This is a genomic window from Streptomyces sp. NPDC001858 (assembly GCF_053594615.1).
The window spans coordinates 154,521-173,727 of record NZ_JBSFEV010000006.1; the positions used below are offsets into that span (position 1 = coordinate 154,521).

The 19,207-nt window shown below is 74.2% G+C and carries 14 protein-coding genes; 9 read left to right on the forward strand and 5 right to left on the reverse strand.

The genetic code is table 11. From position 1 onward, the window contains the following. Window positions 1-60 precede the first annotated feature (60 nt). Window positions 61-2,328 (forward strand): germacradienol/geosmin synthase Cyc2, encoded by a 2,268-nt coding sequence (gene cyc2, locus ACWCPF_RS11070; RefSeq protein WP_451044697.1) that lies wholly within the window; start codon window positions 61-63, stop codon window positions 2,326-2,328. Here the strand turns inward: cyc2 and ACWCPF_RS11075 are convergent. Next, window positions 2,236-2,982: a CTP synthase C-terminal region-related (seleno)protein gene (locus tag ACWCPF_RS11075; protein WP_451044698.1), complete on the reverse strand. Its 747-nt coding sequence runs from the start codon at window positions 2,980-2,982 to the stop codon at window positions 2,236-2,238. The two genes, cyc2 and ACWCPF_RS11075, sit on opposite strands and share 93 nt — an antisense overlap. Window positions 2,983-3,119: 137 nt before the next feature. Between ACWCPF_RS11075 and ACWCPF_RS11080 the strand changes: the two genes are divergently transcribed. The 4 genes from ACWCPF_RS11080 (at window position 3,120) to ACWCPF_RS11095 (ending at window position 7,456) form a co-directional block, all read left to right on the forward strand. Next, window positions 3,120-3,986: a LysR family transcriptional regulator gene (locus tag ACWCPF_RS11080; protein WP_451044699.1), complete on the forward strand. Its 867-nt coding sequence runs from the start codon at window positions 3,120-3,122 to the stop codon at window positions 3,984-3,986. A 107-nt stretch (window positions 3,987-4,093) separates the two neighbouring features. Beyond that, window positions 4,094-4,759, forward strand: a complete 666-nt coding sequence (locus ACWCPF_RS11085; protein ID WP_451044700.1) for a PDZ domain-containing protein — start codon at window positions 4,094-4,096, stop codon at window positions 4,757-4,759. Between the two features lie 521 nt (window positions 4,760-5,280). Continuing rightward, window positions 5,281-6,408: a M24 family metallopeptidase gene (locus tag ACWCPF_RS11090; protein WP_451044701.1), complete on the forward strand. Its 1,128-nt coding sequence runs from the start codon at window positions 5,281-5,283 to the stop codon at window positions 6,406-6,408. Between the two features lie 52 nt (window positions 6,409-6,460). Further along, complete coding sequence (locus ACWCPF_RS11095; protein WP_451044702.1) at window positions 6,461-7,456, forward strand: aminoglycoside phosphotransferase family protein; 996 nt, start codon at window positions 6,461-6,463, stop codon at window positions 7,454-7,456. Window positions 7,457-7,554: 98 nt separating this feature from the next. Here ACWCPF_RS11095 and treZ read toward each other — a convergent pair whose 3' ends face one another. Further along, window positions 7,555-9,300, reverse strand: coding sequence for a malto-oligosyltrehalose trehalohydrolase (treZ, locus tag ACWCPF_RS11100; RefSeq protein ID WP_451044703.1), 1,746 nt, complete (start codon window positions 9,298-9,300; stop codon window positions 7,555-7,557). A gap of 190 nt (window positions 9,301-9,490) precedes the next feature. Here treZ and ACWCPF_RS11105 point away from each other — a divergent pair, with 190 nt between their 5' ends. The 3 genes from ACWCPF_RS11105 to ACWCPF_RS11115 all read left to right on the forward strand — a co-directional run bounded on the left by ACWCPF_RS11105 (window position 9,491) and on the right by ACWCPF_RS11115 (window position 12,032). Then, on the forward strand, window positions 9,491-10,042 hold the full coding sequence (locus ACWCPF_RS11105) for an FHA domain-containing protein (RefSeq protein ID WP_451044704.1): 552 nt from the start codon (window positions 9,491-9,493) through the stop codon (window positions 10,040-10,042). A 209-nt stretch (window positions 10,043-10,251) separates the two neighbouring features. Beyond that, window positions 10,252-11,580, forward strand: coding sequence for a M14 family zinc carboxypeptidase (locus ACWCPF_RS11110; protein WP_451044705.1), 1,329 nt, complete (start codon window positions 10,252-10,254; stop codon window positions 11,578-11,580). Next, window positions 11,577-12,032: an SSI family serine proteinase inhibitor gene (locus tag ACWCPF_RS11115; RefSeq protein ID WP_451044706.1), complete on the forward strand. Its 456-nt coding sequence runs from the start codon at window positions 11,577-11,579 to the stop codon at window positions 12,030-12,032. The genes ACWCPF_RS11110 and ACWCPF_RS11115 overlap by 4 nt, the downstream gene beginning before the upstream one ends. Before the next feature lie 117 nt (window positions 12,033-12,149). Here the strand turns inward: ACWCPF_RS11115 and ACWCPF_RS11120 are convergent, their stop codons facing one another. From ACWCPF_RS11120 to glgX, 3 genes are all read right to left on the reverse strand, one after another. Beyond that, window positions 12,150-13,400, reverse strand: coding sequence for a M14 family zinc carboxypeptidase (locus tag ACWCPF_RS11120; protein ID WP_451044707.1), 1,251 nt, complete (start codon window positions 13,398-13,400; stop codon window positions 12,150-12,152). Between the two features lie 167 nt (window positions 13,401-13,567). After that, the gene (gene treY, locus ACWCPF_RS11125; RefSeq protein WP_451044708.1) at window positions 13,568-15,958 is read right to left on the reverse strand and encodes a malto-oligosyltrehalose synthase; all 2,391 of its coding nucleotides are present in this window, start codon (window positions 15,956-15,958) and stop codon (window positions 13,568-13,570) included. An 82-nt stretch (window positions 15,959-16,040) separates the two neighbouring features. Further along, window positions 16,041-18,155 (reverse strand): glycogen debranching protein GlgX, encoded by a 2,115-nt coding sequence (glgX, locus tag ACWCPF_RS11130; protein ID WP_451044709.1) that lies wholly within the window; start codon window positions 18,153-18,155, stop codon window positions 16,041-16,043. Window positions 18,156-18,359: 204 nt separating this feature from the next. On the opposite strand from glgX, the gene ACWCPF_RS11135 reads away from it, so the two are divergent. Next, window positions 18,360-19,178: a Tat pathway signal sequence domain protein gene (locus ACWCPF_RS11135; protein ID WP_451044710.1), complete on the forward strand. Its 819-nt coding sequence runs from the start codon at window positions 18,360-18,362 to the stop codon at window positions 19,176-19,178. Window positions 19,179-19,207 lie beyond the last annotated feature (29 nt).

Genomic DNA, 19,207 nt, shown 5'->3' on the forward strand with positions numbered 1-19,207 from the left:
ATGGTGTGATCATGTGCCGCCCCGCGGATGGCGGTCGGCGGCCCCGGGTAAGGCCCGGCCATGACTCAACCGTTCGAACTCCCGCACTTCTACCTGCCGCATCCGGCGCGGCTGAACCCGCATGTCGATCAGGCGCGGCTCCACTCGACGCAGTGGGCACGCGACATGGGCATGCTGGAGGGGTCCGGGATCTGGGAGCAGGCCGACCTGGAGGCGCACGACTACGGCCTGCTCTGCGCCTACACCCACCCCGACTGCGACGGCCGCGCGCTGTCGCTGATCACCGACTGGTACGTGTGGGTGTTCTTCTTCGACGACCACTTCCTCGACATGTTCAAACGCACCCCGGACCGCGCCGCGGGCAAGGCCCATCTGGACCGGCTCCCGCTGTTCATGCCTCTGGACCTGACGACCCCGGTGCCCGAGCCGCAGAACCCGGTCGAGGCGGGCCTGCGGGACCTGTGGGCGCGCACCGTGCCGGTCATGTCGCAGGACTGGCGCCGCCGGTTCGCCGTCGCGACGGAGCATCTGCTCAACGAGTCGATGTGGGAGCTGTCCAACATCCACGAGGGGCGGATCGCCAACCCCGTCGAGTACATCGAGATGCGCCGCAAGGTGGGCGGCGCGCCTTGGTCGGCGGGGCTCGTGGAGTACGCGACCGCCGAGGTCCCGGCCGCCGTCGCCGGGTCGAGGCCGCTCAGGGTGCTCATGGAGACCTTCTCCGACGCCGTGCACCTGCGCAACGACCTGTTCTCCTACCAGCGCGAGGTCGAGGACGAGGGGGAGAACAGCAACGGCGTGCTCGTCCTGGAGACGTTCTTCGGCTGCACCACTCAGGAGGCCGCCGACACCGTCAACGACATCCTCACCTCCCGCCTCCACCAGTTCGAGCACACCGCCTTCACCGAAGTGCCCGCGCTCGCCCTGGAGAAGGGCCTGCGGCCCGACGAGGTCCTCTCGGTCGCCGCCTACACCAAGGGTCTGCAGGACTGGCAGTCCGGCGGCCACGAATGGCACATGCGCTCCAGCCGCTACATGAACAAGGGCGTCGTCCTCGACGCGCCCTGGCAGAAGCTGACGGGTCCCGGCACCTCCGCCGCCGACGTCGGCGCACTGCTCGCCTCGGCCGCCGCCGAACGCCTGCGCGCGTACGCGCACGTGCCCTTCCAGAAGGTCGGCCCGTCCCTGCTGCCCGACTTCCACATGCCGTACCAGGTCGCGCTCTGCCCGCACCTGGAGGCGGCCCGCCCGCGCCTCACCGCGTGGTCGCACCGGATGGGCATCCTTGCGGAAGGAGTCTGGGACGAGGACAAACTCGCCGCCTGCGACCTCGCCCTGTGCGCGGCCGGCCTCGACCCGGACGCCACCCCGGAGGCCCTCGACCTCAGCGCCCAGTGGCTCGCCTGGGGCACCTACGGCGACGACTACTACCCGCTGGTCTTCGGCGGGCGGCGCGATCTCGCGGCGGCCCGCCTCACCACGGCCCGGCTGTCGGCCTGTATGCCCCTCGACGGCGAGGCGGCGCCCGTCGTCCCCGTCAACGCCATGGAACGCGGCCTGATCGACCTCTGGGCGCGCACCACCGCCGCCATGACCCCCGACCAGCGGCGCACCCTGCGCGACTCGGTGGACGTCATGACCGAGAGCTGGGTGTGGGAGCTGTCCAACCAGCTCCAGAACCGCGTCCCCGACCCGATCGACTACCTGGAGATGCGCCGTGCGACCTTCGGCTCCGACCTGACCCTGAGCATGTGCCGGATGGGCCACGGGCCCGCCGTCCCGCCCGAGGTCTACCGCAGCGGACCCGTCCAGGCGCTGGAGAACGCCGCCGTCGACTACGCGTGCCTCACCAACGACGTCTTCTCGTACCAGAAGGAGATCGAGTACGAAGGGGAGATGCACAACGCGATCCTCGTCGTGCAGAACTTCTTCGGCTGCGACTATCCGACCGCGCTCGGCATCGTGCACGACCTGATGACCCAGCGCATGCGGCAGTTCGAGCATGTCATCGCGCACGAACTGCCCGTCGTCTACGACGACTTCGACCTCTCGCCCGAGGCCCGCGCGGCGATGGGGCACTACGTCGCCGACCTCCAGAACTGGCTGGCGGGCATCCTGCACTGGCACCGCGAGGTCGACCGGTACAAGTCCGGCTACCTGGCCCGCCGCACCCACGGCTTCCTGCCGGACCTCGCGCCGGCCGCGCCCGCCCCGTACCTGGCGACGTCCGGACTCTCATCCACGAGACAGAGCTTCCGCAGCGCCGCGGCGGGTGGCGTGTTCGACGGCGGCCCGCGCGAGCGCCCGGACGATCGGGTGCGGGCGTGAGCCGTCGCCGGACAGCTCCGGCTGGAAGAGGGAGGCCAGGAAGAAGGGATGGCCCGGGAGCTCGGCGACGCGGACCTGGCCGTCCTCGTCGTGGCCGCTGAAGCGCAGTCCGTGGGCGCGCAGGGTGTCCAGGTGCCGGGAGGGGCCGTAGGCGCAGAAGTAGCGCTCGACCGTGCGCTCCGAGCCGATCACCGAGTGGGCGAGCGAGCCCGGCTCCAGCGTCACCACTCCCTCGTGGCCCACGAGCGAACAGGCCAGCGGCTCGATGAGCAGGTCGTCCGCGTCGGGATCGGTCTCGGCGTGCGCCGCCCGCGACAGTCCGCAGACCGTGCGGGCGTACTCCAGCACCGCGTGCTGGAAGCCGCCGCAGGTGCCGAGGAACGGGATGCCCTCCTCGCGCGCCGTACGGATCGCGGACAGCACGCCCGCCTCGCTCCGGTAGGGGCTGCCCGGCACCACCCACACCGCGTCGAAGCCGCGTACCGCGCCCTCGGCCCCCGCCTCCTCGGAGGGGATCCAATAGGCGTCCAGGACCAGCCGGTCCCGCGCGGCGAGGGCATCCAGCAACAGCGGGATCCGGGTGTGCGAGACGACGTTGGGGGAGCGGTCGCCGACCAGGGCGACCCGCGCGATCTGAGCTGCGGTGTCGGTCATGCCCCTCATCCTGGGCGCGCCCGCCGCTTCACGTCCAACGATGATTCCTGCACCCTTCATAAGCAGAACTGATGCAGAACGGATGCGGAAGGATGCGGAAGGGATTCAGACCGCCGCCCCCCTGCGACCCTGGACGCATGGACCCGCACCTCCTGCGCACCTACGTCACCGTCGCCCGCCTCGCCTCCTTCTCCGAGGCCGCCCGGGAACTCGGCTACACCCAGTCCGCCGTCTCCCAGCACATCGCGAGCCTCGAACAGGACCTCGGCGCGGCCCTGCTCACCCGCCGTCCCGTCACCCCCACCACGGCCGGCGAGCGGCTCCTCGAACACGCGGGCCCGCTGCTGCTGCGCCTGGACGCGGCCCGCGCGGACGTCGTCCGGATCGCCTCGGCGCCCCCGCACGGGCTGACGCTGGCCGCCACGCCGACCGCCCTCGGCCCCGCCGCTCTCGCCGCGCTGCCGCCGGCCGGCGTGACGCTGCGCGTCCTCGGCCGCGACGACGTGCCCGCCGCCGTGGCCGAGGGCACGGCCGATCTGGGCCTCGTCGACGGTCTCGCCGCGCCCAGCGACCCGCTGCGCCTGCCCGACGTGGCGCCGCTGACCACGAGCGGCGTCGGCGAGGAGCCGGTCGCCGTCCTGCTGCCCGCGAGCCACCCCCTGGCCCGGCGCGCCGCCCTGCGCCTCGGCGACCTCGCCGACGCACGCTGGCTGGACGCCCCCGACGCCGGGCTGCCGCTGCACCAGCTGCGCGCGGCGGGCGGCGGCCACGGCTTCCGCCCCGCCCTGCGCTACGACGGCGCCGACGTCCGCGTCCTGACCGCTCTGGCCGCCGCCGGCCACGGCCTGGCCCTGCTGCCCCGCTCGGCGGCCGAGGGAGTCCCGGGAACGGTCGCCGTCCCGGTCACCGCGCCGCGGGTCGTGCAGCGGGTCGAACTCGTGTACGCCGGTGCGCCGTCGGGCGCCGCGCGGGCACTGGTGGAGGCGCTCTCCACGCGCGCGTGAGACGCGGTACGGGGCGGCCGTACCGCTCCTGATCCTGGGTCAGTCTCACTCGTTCGTGGCTCGTGGTGCACCGGAGCGCCGGGTAGAGCACCAGCCGGAGGCGATCCATGGAACACACAGCGTTGCGTCCCAAGCCCATGCCGGGTCAGGAGCCCGGCGGCGGCGCCACACCCGGCGGCCAGGGCCGGCGCCCGCACGCCGCGCGCCGCCGCGGCCGACGGCTGACGACCCTGCTGCTCGGCCTGTTCGCCGGCACCGTCCTGGTCCTGTCCGGCGTCGGACTCGGCACCCTGGGGGCGACCGTGATCGGCATGAGCAGGCTGGCCGAGCTGCAGCGGCAGACGGCGGCGCAGGGCGCACCGGGCTCGGCGGGCGCACCGGGCTCCGGGGGCTCCCAGGGCTCCCAGAGTTCCCAAGGCGCGCTGGGCATCGCGTCCGCCCCGGGCGCGTCGAAGTCGTCCGGGTCCTCGGGGCGGTCCGAGGCGGCCCCCGCGTCCCCGCGCCCCGCCGAGGCCACCCTCGGCCTGGAGGCCGTGGACGCGGAGAAGGCGGGCGCCGAGATCGTCGCCGTCCACGTGCCCGGCCCCGGCTATGCGGCGGGCCTGGTCCGCGGCGACGTCCTTCTGGCCTTCGGCAGCACCAGGATCGACTCGGCGACCGACCTCGCGCGGGCGGTCGACGAGGCGCGACCCGGCGAGGAGATCGAGTTGACGCTCCGTCACCGAGGTGGTGGGTACCAGCAGTTGACGGTGATCCCGGGCGTCGTCACCTGAGAGCGGCTCAAGGCTGCCCTGACGTCGTCCAGGGCCGGGCCCCACCTCGGCCCCAGGTCGGCCCGAGGCCGTCCCTGAGGTCGTTCCCGAGGCCATCCCCGGGACGGGCGGGCAGCGCAGCGAGCCGACCGGGCCCCCGTCGGGGCGGGCCGCGGCCGAACCCCGCTGACCCGAACCCGGCCGACCCGAGGACCGCCGCCCTGAACCCCGCCGACCCCAACCCTGCCGACCCGAACCCGGCCGACCCGAGGACCGCCGCCCTGAACTCCACCGACCCCAACCCCACCGACCCCAACCCCGCCGACCCCAACCCCGCCGGCCCGAGCCCCGCCGTCCTCCACCGCCCTTTCCGGTACGGTTCGCGCCGAAGGATCGCCGACGCGGCCCGGAAACCTGCCGAAACCCTTGTCGACCGGCTCGCGCGACCCCCGCCGGACGGGCAGGATGCTGCCCGTGGTCGTCACGTCCGTGCGACCACGTCCGTCACACCCCAGTCGCCACGTCCTTCCCGGGAGGCCCGGATGACCGGCACTGCCGCCGCGCCGTTCACCGCCGACGACTACCGGGCCCGCATGGAGCGGGCCGCGCGCGAGGCCGCCGACGCCGGACTCGGCGGGCTGCTCGTGGCGCCCGGACCCGACCTCGTCTGGCTCACCGGCTACGCGCCGACCGCCGCCACCGAACGGCTCACCCTGCTGGTCCTCACGCCCGGCCGGGACGCCGTCCTCGTGGTGCCGACCCTGGAGGCTCCCGACGCCGCGAAGGCGGCTGGCGCTCCGGCGCTCACCCTGCGGGACTGGACCGACGGCAAGGACCCCTACGCGGTCGCCGCCGCCCTCCTCGGGGCCGGCGGCCGGTTCGGAATCAGCGACAACGCCTGGGCGATGCATCTGCTGGGCCTGCAGAAGGCCCTGCCCGCCACCTCCTACGCCTCCCTCACCGAGGCCCTGCCGATGCTGCGGGCGGTCAAGGACGCGGCGGAGCTGGAGCTCATGGCGGCCGCGGGAGCGGCCGCTGACGCAACGTTCGAGGAGATTCGGAAAGTTCCCTTCGCCGGGCGCCGCGAGACGGAGGTCGGCGCCGACCTCGCCGCGCTGCTGCGTCGCTTCGGGCACTCCCAGGTCGACTTCACCATCGTCGCCTCCGGGCCGAACGGCGCGAACCCGCACCACGAGGTCGGCGACCGGGTCATCGAGCGGGGCGACATGGTCGTCCTCGACTTCGGCGGCCTCAAGGACGGCTACGGCTCCGACACCTCCCGCACCGTCCACGTCGGCGAGCCCACCGACGAGGAGCGCCGGGTCCACGACCTCGTCCGCGAGGCCCAGGAGGCGGGCTTCCGGGCGGTGCGGCCCGGCGTCGCCTGCCAGGAGGTCGACCGGGCCGCCCGCGCGGTCATCGCCGCCGCCGGCTACGGCGACCGCTTCATCCACCGCACCGGCCACGGCATCGGCGTCACCACCCATGAGCCGCCGTACATGATCGAGGGCGAGGAGCGGCCCATGGTGCCCGGCATGTGCTTCTCCGTCGAGCCGGGCGTGTACCTGCCCGGCCGGTGCGGCGTGCGCATCGAGGACATCGTCACCGTCACCGAGGACGGCGGCCGCCGGCTCAACGACACCACCCGCGAGCTGGTCATAGTGGACTGACCCACCCCCACCAGGAGTTCCCGGCACCCACCCGAACGGCAGCGGCGCGACCATGACCCAGGCACCGACACCCACCCCGGACACCGTCCGCCGACTGGTCCGCGCGCTCCTGGAAGGGGGCGGCGCGAGCGCTCTGGGACCGGAGGTGCGGCCCGTCGCCGAGGGCGGCTCCCCCTTCACCTGGTGGGTCGGCGCCCGCCATGTGCTGCGCCTGGCCCCCGACGCCGAGGCCACCCTGCGCCGCCGCCGCGAACTGCGGCTGCGCGACCTCGTCCGCCCGCACGTCCCGGTCGCCGTGCCGGTCAGCGTCGCGCACGGCGAGTGGTCCCCCGGGCTGGCCTACACCCTCGACGCCAAGCTGCCCGGCGACACGGCCGAGGAGCACGACGTGTCGGCCGTCGGCGAGGCCGATCTCGCGGGACTGCTCCGCGGGCTGCGCGAGGTGCCGCCCCGGCAGGCCGAGGCGCTCGGGGTGCCGCGCGCCGCCCCGCGCTCCCTGGAGGCGCTGCGCCGGATGGCCGTGGCCGCCGCCGAACGCCTCGCCCGCGCCGACGAGTTCGACCCCGCTCGTCTGCACCAGCTCACCCCGCTCGGCGCGGCGCAGCTCGCCGCCCAGCCCGGCACCGCGGTCCTCGTCCATCACGCCCTGCGCGGCGAGCACCTCCTGGTGAGCGCCGACGGCCGGGTGCGCGGCGTCCTCGACTGGACCGAAGCGGTCCTCGCGGATCCCGCCGAGGACATCGCCGGGCTCGCCCTCGCGGTCGGCTCCGGCGCGGCCGTGCGCGCCGCCACGCTCGCGGGCTACGGCGCCCGCCCCTGTCTGCGCGGCCTGTGGCTGGCCCGCTGCGACACCGTCGTCCGCCTCGCGGACCACCTCAAGGGCCCCGCTCCGGTCCGACAGGACCCCGACGCCCCCGACGCCCTCTCGCTCCCGCGCACCCGGCTGCGACGGGCCTGGGAGGCGATCCTGCTGGAGCGGGTGACGGAGCTGCGCGAGGACGGCGAGAGCGGGGCGGACGGGGTGAACGGGGCGGACGAAGAGGGGTAGCCGGCAGAAGTAGGGGTGGCCGGCCGCAGAGGGGTAGCCGGCAGAAGTGGGGTAGCCGGCCGAAGAGGTGCGGCCGGCCCAGGAGGTGCGGCCGGGCCTCACTGCTGCTCCAGCACCACGCACGCCTCCCCGGGCAGGTGCAGCAGCCCGTCCGGACCCGGTACGGCCACCGGCTCCCAGGCGGCCAGCACCCGTGCCGGGCGCGGGCCCAGCGGGATCGCGGCCGGCTCCCCGCCGAGGTTGACGGCCACCCGGACGTCGCCCCGCCGGAACGCCAGCCAGCGGGCCTGCGCGTCATGGGCGACCTTGATGTCGGCCAGGTCGGGATCGGTGAGGTCCGCCGTCGTGTGCCGCAGCGCGATCAGCTCGCGGTACCAGGCCAGCACGCGCGCGTGCGGCTCGCGCCGCGGCTCGGACCAGTCCAGGCAGGAGCGCTCGCGCGTCGCCGGGTCCTGCGGGTCGGGGACGTCCTCCTCGGCCCAGCCGTGCGCCGTGAATTCCCGTCGTCTGCCCCGCCGCACGGCCTCGGCGAGCTCCGGGTCGGTGTGGTCGGTGAAGTACTGCCAGGGCGTGCCCGCCGCCCACTCCTCGCCCATGAACAGCATCGGCGTGAACGGGGCGGTCAGCGTCAGCGCGGCCGCGCACGCCAGCAGACCGGGGGACAGGGAGGCCGAGAGGCGGTCGCCCCGCGCGCGGTTGCCGATCTGGTCGTGGGTCTGGCCGTAGCCGACGAGGCGGTGCGCGGGGACGCGGGCGCGGTCCAGCGGGCGGCCGTGGCTCCGGCCGCGGAACCCGGAGTACGTGCCGTCGTGGAAGAAGCCGCCGGTGAGGGTCTTGGCGAGGGCGGCGAACGGGTCGCGCGCGAAGTCGGCGTAGTAGCCCTGGGACTCGCCGGTGAGCGCGGTGTGCAGGGCGTGGTGGAAGTCGTCGTTCCACTGCGCGTGCAGGCCCAGGCCGCCCTCCGGGCGGGGCGTGATCAGGCGTGGGTCGTTCAGGTCGGACTCCGCGATCAGGAACAGCCGCCGGCCCGTCTCCGCCGAGAGGGCGTCCACGGCCGTCGACAGCTCCTCCAGGAAGTGGCACGCGCGTGTGTCCGCCAGTGCGTGCACCGCGTCCAGCCGCAGCCCGTCCAGCCGGTAGTCGCGCAGCCAGGCCAGTGCGCTGCCCACCAGATACGCGCGGACCTCGTCCGAGCCGGGCGCGTCCAGGTTGACGGCCGCGCCCCACGGCGTGTGGTGCGTCTCGGTGAAGTACGGGCCGAACGCGGGCAGCTGGTTGCCGGACGGGCCCAGATGGTTGTGCACCACGTCCAGGACGACGCCCAGGCCCAGTTCGTGGGCCCGGTCGACGAACCGCTTCAGCGCCTCCGGGCCGCCGTACGGCTCGTGCACGGCCCACGGCGACACCCCGTCGTACCCCCAGCCGTGCCGGCCGGGGAACGCGCACAGCGGCATCAACTCCACGTGGGAGACGCCGAGTTCGGCGAGGTGTCCGAGCCGCTCGGCGGCCGCGTCCAGGGTGCCCTCGGGGGTGTACGTGCCCACGTGCAGCTCGTACAGGACCGCGCCCGGCAGCGGACGTCCGGACCACTGCGCACGCCAGGCGTAGCGGCCCTGGTCGACGACGGCGCTCAGGCCCTCGGGGCCGTCCGGCTGGCGGCGCGAGCGGGGGTCGGGCCGGACGGGGCCGTCGTCCAGCGCGAAGCCGTACCGGGCGCCGTCCGCGGCCTCCGCCTCGCCGGTCCACCACCCCGCCCGCTCCGGATCGCGTTCCATCGCGCGCGCGGCGTCGCCGCACCGGAGCGTCACTCGTTCGGCCTGCGGAGCCCACACCTCGAACTGCACGGACGGTTCCCCTTCGTCTGTTCACCGTGATGTAGCCCGTCGCGTCCATCGTGCTGCACACGCGATCAATCCGCTTTCGGAACACTCCCATTGGCACACGCGTCGGCACACCCGTCGCGGCACGCGTGCGTGGGGCGGGCGTTTTCCCGTTTTCTGGACACCTGGGGTTCACTGACCGACAATCACCAGCGTGACGTCGTCTTTCGAGTTCAACACGTACCCGGCGCGGCTGTCGGACGCGGAGCGCGACCACGCGCTGAAGGTGTTGCGGGACGGCGTCGCCATGGGGCGCCTGTCGCACGACACGTTCATCCGGCGCATGGAGCTCGCTCTGGCCGCCCGCCGCTCCGACGAGCTCGCCGTCCTGACCGCCGACCTGCCCGAGGAGAAGCGCTTCTCACGGGTCGTCCTCGGCGCCGTCGAGGCCGTCTCGGGCTTCACCGTCCGGCTGCGCAGGGCCTGGCAGGCCGAGCGGCTGCCCAAGCTGCTGCTGCCGCACCCGGGGACCGCGCACGCGCTGCGCATCGGCCGCGACCCCGCGAGCGGCCTCAGGCTGACCCACGACAGCGTTTCGCGGGTGCACGCCGAACTCAGCCGCCAGGGCGGCATGTGGGTGCTGCGCGACCTCGGCTCCACCAACGGGACGACCGTCAACGGACGTCGGGTCATCGGCGCGGCCGTGGTCCGTGAGGGCGACCAGGTCGCCTTCGGCCGGATGGGGTTCCGCCTCTCCGTGGACTGACCCCGGACCGCGGCCCCGGACCGCGCCCCGGACGCCGGACAGGGACCGGTCCGGGGCGAACGGCCCGCCCGGCCAAGTCCCCGCGCGGGCGGCGGTGTTGACGTATCCCCCGGCCCATGACTCACTGTGCGTACACCAGATACGCCAAGTGAACCGACGGCGCCGCCTTGTGGAGGTGTGCCCTGCCGCCACTCCTGCGCTACCCGACCGTGGACGAACTCGCGGCCCGCGCGGCCGCGCTCGCCGTCCGCAGCTCCGGGGACGTCCGGTTGCGCCGCGTCGGGGTCTCCCGCGCGGGCACGCCCCTGTGGCTGCTCTCCGTGGGCCGGGGCGCCCGCCAGGCCCTCGTCGTCGCCGGACCGCACGCCAACGAGCCCGTCGGCGGCGCCACCGTCCTGCGGCTCGCCGAACGCGTCCTGGCCGACCCGCGGCTCACCGTCGGCGCCGACGCCACCTGGAACCTGCTGCTCTGCCTGGACCCCGACGGCCTGCGCCGCAACGAGGGCTGGCTGTCCGGCCCCTACAGCCTCGGCCGCTACTTCCGGAACTTCTTCCGGCCCGGCTTCCGGGAACAGCCCGAATGGCTGCCCGACGGCGCGGCCGCCGCCGCGCTGCCGGAGACCCGTGCGCTGCTCCGCCTCCAGGACGAACTGAAACCTTTCTTCCAGTGCTCGCTGCACGGCGTCGACGTCGGCGGCGCCTTCGTGGAACTCACCCGCGACCTGCCCGGACTCTCCCGGCGCGTGGCCCACACCGCCGCCCGCCTCGGCATCCCCCGCGAGCTCGGCCCCTACGACGCCCTGTACTGGCCGCGCCTGGCTCCCGCGGTCTACCGGATCCCGCCCCCGCGCGCGGGCGATCTGGCCGCCGCCATCACCGAGGCCGCCGTCGAGTCGACCTGGTACCACCCGCACCGGCACGGCACGGTCACCGCGGTCGTCGAGGCGCCCATGTGGGGCGTCGCCGCCGTCGAGGACGGCTCCCCGCCCGCCGACCGGGACGCGGTGCTGCGCGCCGTGAGCCATGCCCTGCGCCATGACGCGGCGCTGCTGGAACGTATCCTCACCCGGGTGCGGCCCCGCCTCGCCGGTCTCCCCGACGCGGACCGCCTGCTCGCCCCGGTCGACGACTATTTACTGGTCTGCCCCGGTCTCGCCGACGCCTGGGACCCCGACACCGCCGACCCGGTCCGCCCGCTCCCGCCGCTGAGCACCGCCCATCTGACCGCCCTGCGCATCGCCGGCCGCCGCATCGCCGTCCGGACGGCGGGCCTGCTGCACCAGCTCGTCACCGGCGCCGGAGCCGACCCCTGCGGCGCGCTGCCCGAACTGGACGCGCTCATCGACGCGTGGTGCGCCGGCTACCAGGACGACTGCGGAGCGCGCTGGATCCCCGTCGCACGCCAGGCGGAGTACCAGGCGCGCGTCGTGCTCGCCGCGTTCGAGCTGGCCGGACGGCCGCCCGCGGCACCCTCCCGTGCCCGTTCGGGTGAGTCGGACTGGGGTACCCAGCCCGCCGTGCCGATGCACCGGGAATGACGCACTTCCGCAACCCCCTCCGCTCGGCGAAAGCCGTCCGGCGCACCCTGTCGGCCGCGGCCGCCCTCCTCCTCGCCACCGGCGCCGCCCCGGCCCTGGCGGCCTCCCATGACGCCCTCCCCGGCAACTGGCTGCAGCTCACCGTCGTCCGCGGCGACGCCCGCTCCAGCGACAGCCGCGGCACCCTCCTGATGTGCGACCCGCCCCAGGGCCACTCCCGGGCCGCCGAGGCCTGCGACGTCCTGACGGCGGCCGACGGGGACGTCGGCGCCCTCACCGGGGACGGCAGCCGCATCTGCCCGCTGCTGTACGCCCCGGTGACCGTCCGGGCGCAGGGGCGGTGGAACGGACGCGCGGTCGACTACCAGCACACCTTCGGCAACGACTGCGAGCGGGAGGCGCTGACGGGGGCCGTGTTCGCCCTCGACGACGAGCAGGTGCCCGAGGTCTGAGCCGCAGAGGCGGCCACGGCTGCCGCGGCGGCTGCGGGCACGCGTGTGTGCACGCAGCCGCCGTCCGGGTGGCCGCCCGTCCGGTCCGCCGCCCGGACGGGCGGCCGCCGATCGGCGCTACGCCGCCCGTTCACGGGCGTGCAGGGCCGCCGCCACGACCGTGCGGGACTGATGCTCGACCTGGTGCTCCAAGGGCACCCAGCGGGCCCGGAAACGGTCGGCGAAGGCATCGCTCCAGGTCTCGACGAGCTGCTCCAGCCGCGGGGCCGCATGGTCGTCGCTCTCCTGAAGGACCCGCCACAGCATCGCGGCGGCCCGCAGCGGCAGCCGGCGGGCGAAGGCGTCCACGCTGCCGACGTAGGCCATCGTCGTGCCGGCCGGCGGCGTGTGGGTCCAGTCGGCGGCCAGCCCCGGCACCAGCTCCAGCGCCCATCTGGCCGCCCGCAGCAGGGGGCCGTCGACGCCCTCCAGCCGCGGCAGCGCCTCGACGAGCACCCGCTCCACCTCGGTGGTGTCCCGCAGCAGTCGTCGCGCCAGCCGCTGGATCGCCGCGGCCGGCGCGGGATGCGGGGCGGGGTCGTCCACCATGTCGCTCGCCCACATCGGCACCTCCACCACCGCGGTCAGACCGCCGTAGCGATGGGCGTGGTACCAGGTGCTGTGCCGTGCGTCGTCCGGCATGCTCGGGTAGGCCGCGTCCGCCCCGGCGGCCGGCATCACATGCACGCCGGGCCCGGAGGCCGGCCAGCCCGCCGCGTCGGAGGCGCCCGTCTCCACCGGGATGTGCAACTGGGCCGCGGACTTCGCGAACGGCTCGGCGAGACCCGGGATGTCCTTCGTCAACTGCACCCAGCTGCCGCCCAGATCGGTGCCGTGCAGGGTCACCTGGAGGTAGGGCCGCAGCTCGTCGATGACCCGGGTCAGCGCGCGCGTCTCGGGCGGCAGCCGGTCCGGCGGCAGCACGGCGGGAGACCACTCGGGCTGCTCCGGACCGGCGGGCCGGAAGAAGCCGAGGTGGTACTCCAGCAGGCTGCGCGGGGCCGGGGTCACATGCAGACTCGCCCCGTCGGGGTCCGCGCACAACAGGAAGTGCCAGGACGTGCCGTCGCGCAACTCCCGCTCGTACAGCACCCGTTCGGCGAGCGCCAGCAGGGTGGAACCCCCGGTCGGCTCGTTCGCATGAGCACCGGCGACGACGAGCACGGCCCGCGGGGCGTGTCCCACCGACAGCAGGTGCAGAGGGCGGCCCGCACGGGAGACCCCCACCTGCCGCAGCGCGCACACGCCGGGTTGATGTGTGGCCAACGCCTGGGCAAAGGAGGTCATTTCGATCACCGTGGGGTAGCGCAGCTCCGGCAGGAGACTCACCCCCGTATCGGTCCGCCCGGCCTTCGCATCCGCAGTACCCCACGGTCTCTGTGAACTGTCAAGGAGGCCTCGGGGGAGGCTCCAGGGGGCGCTCGGATGCGCACGCCGGCGGTGGGATACGGCCGTTCACCCCCCGGTTCTCCAAGTCCTTTGTAGGGCAACGGAGTTCACCCGTCGCCGTCCTCCACGCGCTCCAGCAGCGCCACCGGCAGCCCCGCGAAGAGTTCCGCCACGCGCGCGTGCCCCGTGAACTCCCGCGCCGGATCGAGCACGTCGATCCACCGCCCCGGCGGCAGGGCCAGCCGCGTCCCGCGCCAGCCGCCCGCCTCCGCCAGCCGCAGCGACAGCCGCGTCACGGCCGTCACGACCCGGCCCGAGCGGGCGAACGCCAGACAGTGCGCCGCGGCCGCCCCCTCGGCCGCCAGCGGCTCGTACGTCGCCGCCTCCCCGAACACCTCAGGCCGCCGCCGGCGCAGCCGCAGCGCGCCCGCGGTCACCGCGTCCTTGACGCCCGGACGCTCCGCCGGGAACCGCACCGGCCGCCGGTTGTCCGGGTCCACCAGCGCCCGGTACTCGCTCTCCGTGCCCTGGTAGAGATCCGGCACCCCCGGCATCGTCAGCTGCACCAGCGCCGTGCCCAGCACGTTCGCCCGGATGTACGGCCCCAGCTCGCCGCGCAGGGCCGCGATCCGCTCGCCCGGCGGCCCGCACGGCCCGGCCGCCACGAACGCGGCCACCGCCTCCTCGTAGGGCGGCTCCTGCTCCGTCCAGCTCGTGTACAGCCCCGCCTCGCGCGCGTGCTTGAGCAACGCCTCCTGAACGCGCTCCGGGGCCGCCGGACCGAGCCCGAAGACCGTCTGCCAGGCCGCCCACGCCAGCTGCCCGTCCGGCACGCCCGGTTCGGCGTCCGGCTCGCCCTCCTGCTCCTGCGCGCGCGTGACCTCCGCCAGGACGTCCGCCCAGCGCTGCGGGCACTCGGTGAGGACCGCGAGCGCGGCGCGCACATCGGCGCTGCGCTTGGTGTCGTGCGTCGACAGGACCGTCCCGCCGGCCGGCCAGTCGCGCTGCACGCGCGCGCAGTACGCGTGGAACTCGGCCGGGGACCCGCCCGGCGCGCCCGGGTCGCCGCCCACCTCGTTCGCCGCCAGCAGCGGCACGTACCGGTAGAACGCCGTGTCCTCCACCGACTTGGCCCGCAGCGCGGACGCCGTCTGCGCGAACCGCGCGCGGAACTCCGCCCCCGCCGCGCCCTCCCCGCCGAGCACCAGGCCCCGCACCACGTCGACCGCGCCCGCCTCCTCGGGCACGACGAACGCCTGCCGCGCAGCCCGCGCCGCCGCCTCGGTGACGACGGCCGCCGGGTCGCCCGAGGCGTACGGCCGGTAGACCTCCACCCGCACGAGCAGCTCCTCCAGCGCCGTGCGCAGCGCCCACGGCGCCCGGTCGCGCAGCGCGGGATCGGCCGACGCCGCGCACACCCGGGACGCGACCCGGGTCAGCCGGTCCGTCTCGGCCGCCAGCTCGTGGCCGAGCACCCCGTACGCCGCCCGCCGCACCGTCGCCGCCCAGTCGCCGCCCCGGTCCGTCTGCGGGGCCGCGAAGCGCCGGTAGCGGGCCTGGAGCTCCCCGGCCCCCGCGGGGTCCGTGAAGAGGCCGTCGACGCGGCGCAGGGCGTCGTAGCCGGTGGTCCCGGCGACCGGCCAGGAGTCCGGCAGCTGCTCCCCGTCCGCCAGGATCTTCTCGACGACCGTCCAGCGGCCGCCGCTCGCCTCGTGCAGCCGCGCCAGGTAGCCGTCGGGGTCGGCGAGGCCGTCGGGGTGGTCGACGCGCAGCCCGTCGACGACGCCCTCGTGCAGCAGCCGCAGGATCGTGCCGTGCGTGGCCTCGAACACCTCCGGGTCCTCCACCCGCACCCCGATGAGCTCCGAGATGCTGAAGAAGCGCCGGTAGTTCAGCTCGGTGCGGGCCAGCCGCCACCACACCGGCCGGTACCACTGGGCGTCCAGCAGCCGCGGCAGCGGCAGCTCCTCGGTGCCTTCGCGCAGCGGGAAGGCGTGGTCGTGGTAGCGCAGGACGTCGCCGTCCACCCGCAGCCGCGCCAGCTCCGATCCGAGCGGACCGCCGAGCACCGGGAGCAGCAGCTGTCCGCCCTGCGCCGCCCAGTCGATGTCGAACCAGCGCGCGTACGGCGACTCGGGGCCCTGCCGCAGCACCTCCCACAGGGCGCGGTTGTGGCGCGGGGCCATCGCCATGTGGTTGGGCACGATGTCCACGACCAGCCCGAGCCCGTGCTCCCGCGCGGTGCGCGCCAGCGCCCGCAGCCCCTCCTCCCCGCCCAGCTCCTCGCGCACGCGCGTGGGGTCCACGACGTCATACCCGTGCAGGGAGCCGGGGACGGCCTCCAGGACCGGGGACAGATGCAGATGCGAGACGCCGAGCGAGTCCAGGTAGGGCACGGCCGCCGCCGCGGCCCGGAACGGGAACCCGGGCTGCAGCTGCAGCCGGTAGGTCGCCGTCGGCGGCACGGGGACTCGGGCGTCACGTCGCTCAGAGGTCATGCCCACCTACGTACCCGCCCGGCCGCGTTTCGTGTCAAACCTCCCTGCATCCCTCCCTGCGGCCCCTCCGTTCGCCTCCCTGCTAGGTGGTCGGCCGTTGGAGCACGGTCATGCTCCGGTCCACCAGCGTCAGCCGGGCCCCGGCCTGCACCTTCGGGCCCGCGCCCGCCGCCACCGCCGCCGGGTTCGCGGTGTCCACGACGACCTGCCACTGCCGCCCGTGGTCGACCGGGACCACGAACTGAAGGGTCTTGGCCGAGGCGTTGAACATCAGCAGGAAGGAGTCGTCGGTGATCCGCTCGCCGCGCGCGCCCGGCTCGGAGATCGCGTTGCCGTTGAGGAACACCGACAGCGCCGACGCCTGCGCCCGGTCCCAGTCCCGCTGGGCCATCTCCGTCCCCTCGGGCGTGAACCAGGCGATGTCCGACAGCTCGTCGTGGGTGCCCTCCACCGGCCGGCCGTGGAAGAAGCGGCGCCGCCGGAAGACGGGGTGCTCCTTGCGCAGCCACACCAACGCGCGCGTGAACTCCAGCAGCTCGTCGCCGTCCTCGGACGGCCACTGCACCCAGGCCAGCTCGCTGTCCTGGCAGTACGCGTTGTTGTTGCCCTTCTGGGTGCGCCCGAACTCATCCCCATGGCTGATCATCGGCACGCCCTGGGACAGCATCAGCGTGGCGACGAAGTTCCGCATCTGGCGGGCGCGCAGCGCCAGCACCCCGGGGTCGTCGCTCTCGCCCTCCACGCCGCAGTTCCAGGACCGGTTGTGGCTCTCGCCGTCCCGGTTGTCCTCCCCGTTGGCCTGGTTGTGCTTGTGGTCGTAGGACACCAGGTCGTGCAGGGTGAACCCGTCGTGGCAGGTCACGAAGTTGATGGAGGCCAGCGGGCGGCGCCCGTCGTCCTGGTAGAGGTCCGAGGAGCCGGTCAGCCGGGAGGCGAACTCGCCGACCGCGCGCGGCTCGCCCCGCCACACGTCGCGCACGGTGTCGCGGTACTTGCCGTTCCACTCGGTCCACAGCGGGGGGAAGTTCCCCACCTGGTAGCCGCCCTCGCCCACGTCCCAGGGCTCCGCGATCAGCTTCACCTGGGACACCACCGGATCCTGCTGCACCAGGTCGAAGAACGACGACAGCCGGTCCACCTCGTGGAACTGGCGGGCCAGGGTCGCCGCGAGGTCGAAGCGGAACCCGTCGACATGCATCTCCAGGACCCAGTACCGCAACGAGTCCATGATCATTTGCAGTACGTGCGGGGACCGCATGAGCAGCGAGTTCCCGGTCCCCGTGGTGTCCATGTAGTAGCGGCGGTCGTTCGTCAGCCGGTAGTACGACCGGTTGTCGATGCCCCGGAAGGACAGCGTCGGCCCCAGGTGGCTGCCCTCGGCGGTGTGGTTGTAGACCACGTCGAGGATGACCTCGATCCCCGCCTCGTGCAGCGCCCGCACCGCCGACTTGAACTCCAGCACCTGCTGGCCGCGGTCGCCCCAGGAGGCGTAGGCGTTGTGCGGGGCGAAGAACCCGATCGTGTTGTAGCCCCAGTAGTTGCTCAGGCCCATGTCGACCAGCCGGTGGTCGTTGACGAACTGGTGCACCGGCATCAGCTCCAGGGCCGTCGCCCCGAGCTCCGTCAGATGTTCGAGCACCGCCGGGTGCGCCAGGGCCGCGTACGTCCCGCGCAGCTCCTCCGGCAGCCCCGGGTGGCGCATCGTCAGACCCTTCACATGCGCCTCGTAGATCACCGTGTGGTGGTACTCGGTGCGCGGCCTGCGGTCGTCGCCCCAGTCGAAGTAGGGGTTCACCACGACCGACGTCATCGTGTGCGGCGCCGAGTCCAGGTCGTTGCGCCGCTCCGGGGCGTCGAAGTGGTAGCCGTACACCTCCTCGCCCCACCCGATCGAACCGCTGACCGCCTTCGCGTACGGGTCGAGCAGCAGCTTCGCCGAGTTGCAGCGCAGCCCGCGCGCGGGGTCGTAGGGGCCGTGCATCCGGAAGCCGTAGCGCTGCCCCGGCATGATGCCCGGCACGTACGCGTGCCGGACGAACGCGTCGCTCTCGCGCAGTTCCACCGCCGTCTCCGAGCCGTCGTCGTGCAGCAGACACAGCTCTACTCGGTCCGCGGCCTCCGTGAAGACCGCGAAGTTCGTGCCGGCGCCGTCGTACGTGGCACCGAGGGGATACGCCTCTCCAGGCCAGACCTGCATGGACTCGACTCTTTCAGGTGTGCCGCCCCGCCGGGGGCGCCTTGGCTTCGAGTCTCCCGGAAAGTGAGGGAACCGCCTGCGACTTACGGGCCTCTTACCCGACGACCGGTGCAGACGACGCCAGACGCCCTGCGTCATGCGTCGTGTGCGGAACCTGTGGGGCAGACACGTACTCCCGGGCAACAGGGGGAGTAGGGGGAAGATGTGCGCACGACAGTGCGTCGCCACCTGGGCAAGGTGGTGGCGGGTACGGCCATCGCGGTGGCCGCGACGGCCATGATGGTCGGGATCACCCTGCCGGGCACGGCGGGGGCGGACGACACGGGAGGCGGCAAGGCCGGGCAGAGCGCCCGGCAGGCCGCCGGACAGCAGCAGGGGGACACGGCGGCGGTCCAGCCCGGTGTCGTCGCCGAGGCGCCCGCCGAGGGCGAGAAGGGCGTGGGCCGCGATCCCCTGACCGACGACGAGATCGCGCGCGTGGAGAAGCTCGCGCTCGACCGGCAGCAGTTCAACGCGAGCGAGAACGTGGACGGCGACCGCGGCCCGCAGAGCCTCGGCGTCGACCTCGCCGAACCCGCGGCCGACGAGGTGGACGACCCCCGGGCGCCACGGCGCGCGGAGGTGTCGTTCTACGACTACAAGACCGACACGCTGCTCACCAAGACCGTCAACCTCGACACCGGCAAGGTCGAGGGTGCCGACGCCCAGCAGGGCGTCCAGCCGCCGCTCAGCTCCGCCGAGCAGAACGAGGCCGCGAGCCTGCTGATCGCCGACCCGCTGGGCGCGGGCCTCAAGGCCGACTTCAAGGACGCCACCGGCAAGGCGCTCACCTCCCCGGACCAGCTGCAGCTCGCCAGCATGGTGTACCGGGCGGCGCCGGGCGCCCCGAGCACCGTCCTCGACAAGTGCGGGGAACACCGCTGCGTCCGGCTGCTGACAAAGGTCAGGAACGGCCCCTGGATCGACACCCGGTCCCTGGTCGTCGACCTCAGCACCCGCAAGGTCGCCCGGCTCGCCGGCTGAACCGTCCGCAGGCTCGTCCCCCCACGTCC